A 3,503-nucleotide genomic window follows, 5' to 3' on the forward strand; every position below is an offset into this window, starting at 1 on the left:
TCGGTGCTGCCCGCACCGTACAGGTCGGTGGCCGCGCTGAGGGTGGCGGTACGGGCCGCCGCGTAGTCGGTGGTGGAGGTCATGTAGGTGGTCAGCGCGCGGTACCAGATCGCCGCCGCCTTGTCCCGGCCGATGCCGGTGACGGCGATGTTGTTGACCGTCGGGGAGTTGTAGTTGACGCCGTTGACCACCTTGGCGCCGCTGCCCTCGGACAGCAGGTAGAAGAAGTGGTTGGCGACGCCGGACGAGTAGTGCACGTCCAGGTTGCCCACGCCCGCGGACCAGGAGTCGGCCGACTGGCCGTCCTTGGAGGGCTTGTCCATGTAACGGAGCGGCGTGCCGTCCCCGTTGATGTTGATCAGCTCGCCGATCAGGTAGTCCGGGTTGTCGGTGGGCAGGTTGGCGTAGAACTCCACCATCGTGCCCATGATGTCCGAGGTGGCCTCGTTCAGACCGCCGGACTCACCCGAGTAGTTGAGGCCCGCGGTCGCGGAGGTGACGCCGTGGGTCATCTCGTGGCCGGCCACGTCGATCTCGGTGAGCGGCTGGGTGTTGTTCGAGCCGTCGCCGTAGGTCATGCAGAAGCAGCTGTCATCCCAGAACGCGTTCACGTAGTTGTTGTCGTAGTGGACGCGGCTGTAGGCGCCGACTCCGTCGTTGCGGATGCCGTTGCGGCCGAAGGTGTTCTTGTAGAAGTCCCAGGTCGCCGCCACACCGTAGTGGGCGTCGACGGCGGCCGACTCCTTGTTGCCGACCTGGCCGTTGCCCCAGGTGTCGGTGGACTTGGTGAACAGCGTCCCGTTGCCCGAGGTGCCGTTGTTCATGTTGGTGGTGTACATCCCACCGCGGCTGGCGTCCTTCATCTGGTACGTCGAACCGGACTGCGTGGTACCGATGGTGACGTTGCCGACGAAGATGCCCTGGCCGCTGCCGGTCTCGATGCCCTCGACCTTGGAGAGCACCTCACCGGTCTTGGCGTCGGTGACGACGTGCAGCCGGCTCGGGGTGCCGTCCTTCTGCTTGCCGGTGACGACCGTCTCCCAGGCCAGCTTCGGGGTGCCCTTGGCGGCGAAGACCACCAGGCGCGGGGCGGTCTCCAGCGTCGAGCCGGACTCCGCCGCGAGGGCGGCGGCCTGGGCCTTGGGCGCGGCCAGTGCGGGGGTGGTGCCGATGCCGTTCAGCGAGGCGGTGGTGGCGCGGTCCACGCTCTTGGTCGCACCGGCCGCGGTCTGGTGCACGATCAGGTCGCCGCCGAGCACCGGGAGTCCGCCGTAGGTGCGCTCGTAGCGTGTGTGCCGGGTGCCGTCGGCGTCGCGCATCGCATCCTTGACCACCAGCTTCTCCTGGCTGCCAAGACCCAGCGACTGCGCCATCGAGGCGGTCTGCCGGCTTGCGTCGGCGATCAGTTGGGCCCGGCCGGCGGACGCCTGCGGGGTGAGAGCACCGGCCGAGGGGCTGGGAGCGGCCTGCGCGATCACCGGGATGCCGGTGACCAGCAGCGCCGTGGTGGCCGCGAGCGCGGCCAGACTCACCCGGGCGTGCTTGTAGCGGGACATGCAGACTCCTTATCCGACCGGTCGCGGGGTCACGAGCGGTGGAGAGAAACCTGGCCGCAGGGTTGCGGCGCAGTGGGGGCCCCGCCGCCGGTTCACGGCAGGGGTGCGTTGCAATGAGCGGAGCGCGGATCAGGAGATGAAGCCGGTAGCGCTGTGCCTGCGCTGGAACAGCCGCACCCGGGGGTGGGGGAACCCTCCTCATCTGCAGCCGGGGGAATCGTGGCAGCAAACGCGCCACCGATGACAGATGCATGCCAGCAATTGACCAATAACAGCCCTCGGCACGGCAAAGCCGAGGCAGTGTCAGGCGGGGCTTGACCAGAGCTATTTCTGCACATGAATGTCATCACGCCCCGGCATTGCATGACCACGACGAGGGGCGTCCGGACGGCTGTGCAGTCGTTCGTCGGCGGACGGCGACAGCGTCGGGGAGCGCCCGGATGTCACTCCCCCGGTCTGGGCAGCGATCAGTTTCGGCCAACTACGCCAGAGGCCCCGCCGGATGGCGGGGCCTCTGCTTGCACTGCGACCGTGCGTCGGTCCGCTGCGACGTGCTGTCAGTTCTCCACGAAGACCGCGACCGTCCGGGCCGGGACCGTGAAGGTGCCGGTGGCCGCGTCGAAGGCGGAGCGCTTGACGGTCGGGTCGACTCCGTTCGCCTGGACGTCGTGCAGGCGCTGCCCGGTGCCGGCGAGTGCGGCGACGGTCTGCCGCTGGTCGGCCGGCGTGGCGTTGAAGACCACCGTGAGGCCCTTCTCCGCACCGCGCAGCCCGGTCCCGTCCAGGTGCATGGTGATCACCCCGGGCGTCTCGCCGGCCGTGCCGGAGAGCGGGAAGGACAGCCGCTGCTGCACCTCGGCCGAGGTCGCCAGGGCGAACAGCGGCGAGGACTGCCTGATCCGCAGGAACTGCTGGTACTGCGCGCTGCTCGCGAGCATCTCGTCGCAGCCGACCGTCAGCCTCGGATCGGCCAGCAGCGCCTTGGCGGTGGGCCACATCGACCTGTTGTCGGCGGCCATCGGCAGCCCGTGTCCCCAGCCGTTGCCCTCGCAGGTCTTCGCACCCGGACTCGGCCAGGAGATCGCGTTGAACCAGTCACCGGAGTCGTACGAGTTGGAGTCCAGCGACTTGGACCGCAGCAGATCACTGCCCGCCTGTGCGAAGCCCGGCCCCTGCGCCAGCGCGGTGAGCGAGAGGCCCAACGCCTGCATCCTGGCCCGGTCGGCGGGCGAGGTGGTGACGGGCAGCTTGTAGGCGAGCGCGTCGAAGAGGTCGGTGTTGTCGTGCGCGTCCAGGTACTCGACCGCCTCGCCGGGGTTGGCGGCGTAGCCGGTCGGCGAGCCGTTGTAGTCGACTCCGGCGCCGTTGACGGCCTTCCCCGAGCTGCCGGTGAAGGAGTACCCGGCGAGGTTCCCGGTCAGGGCCACCTTGACCTGGTCCATCTGGTGCAGCAGCCGGGCCTTCTGCTGATCGGGGGTGCCGTTGTCCGCCGAACCGTTCGGGTCGGTGAACAGGCCCGAGGCGAAGCCCTGTTGGGGCGCGGAGGAGAGCATGAAGCTGCCCCCGCGCGCGGCGTCGCGGATCCGGTCGTTGAAGGTGGCGATGCCCGTTCCCGCCATGTTCTGCTGAGTGGCCTGGACGAAGCGGGAGTTGTCGGCGACCGTACCGAAGTTCCAGCCCTCGCCGTAGAGGAAGATGTCCTTCCCCTCGACGCCGTCCTCGGCCGGGGTCAGCCCGCGCAGCGCCGACTGCACGTCCAGCATGGTCGACTTGGGGTCCAGGCCCATCAGGTCGAAGCGGAAGCCGTCCACCCGGTACTGCTTCGCCCAGGTGACCACCGAGTCGACCACCAGCTTGTTCATCATGGCGTGTTCGGGTGCGGTGTCGGCGCAGCAGCTGTCGGCGGTCACCTTCCCGGCGGCGTCCAGCCGCTGGTAGTAGCCGGGC

2 protein-coding genes are annotated in these 3,503 nt (G+C 69.0%); both read right to left on the minus strand.

Translation table 11 applies throughout. The features are described from left to right. A partial coding sequence (locus tag UK12_RS32115) for a M4 family metallopeptidase (protein WP_045306742.1) occupies positions 1 to 1,556 on the minus strand: 1,556 nt, incomplete at its 3' end. A gap of 557 nt (positions 1,557 to 2,113) precedes the next feature. After that, a partial coding sequence (locus UK12_RS32120) for an alpha-1,6-glucosidase domain-containing protein (RefSeq protein ID WP_045306743.1) occupies positions 2,114 to 3,503 on the minus strand: 1,390 nt, incomplete at its 5' end.

The sequence above is a fragment of the Saccharothrix sp. ST-888 genome (assembly GCF_000955975.1).
GTDB lineage: Bacteria > Actinomycetota > Actinomycetes > Streptomycetales > Streptomycetaceae > Kitasatospora.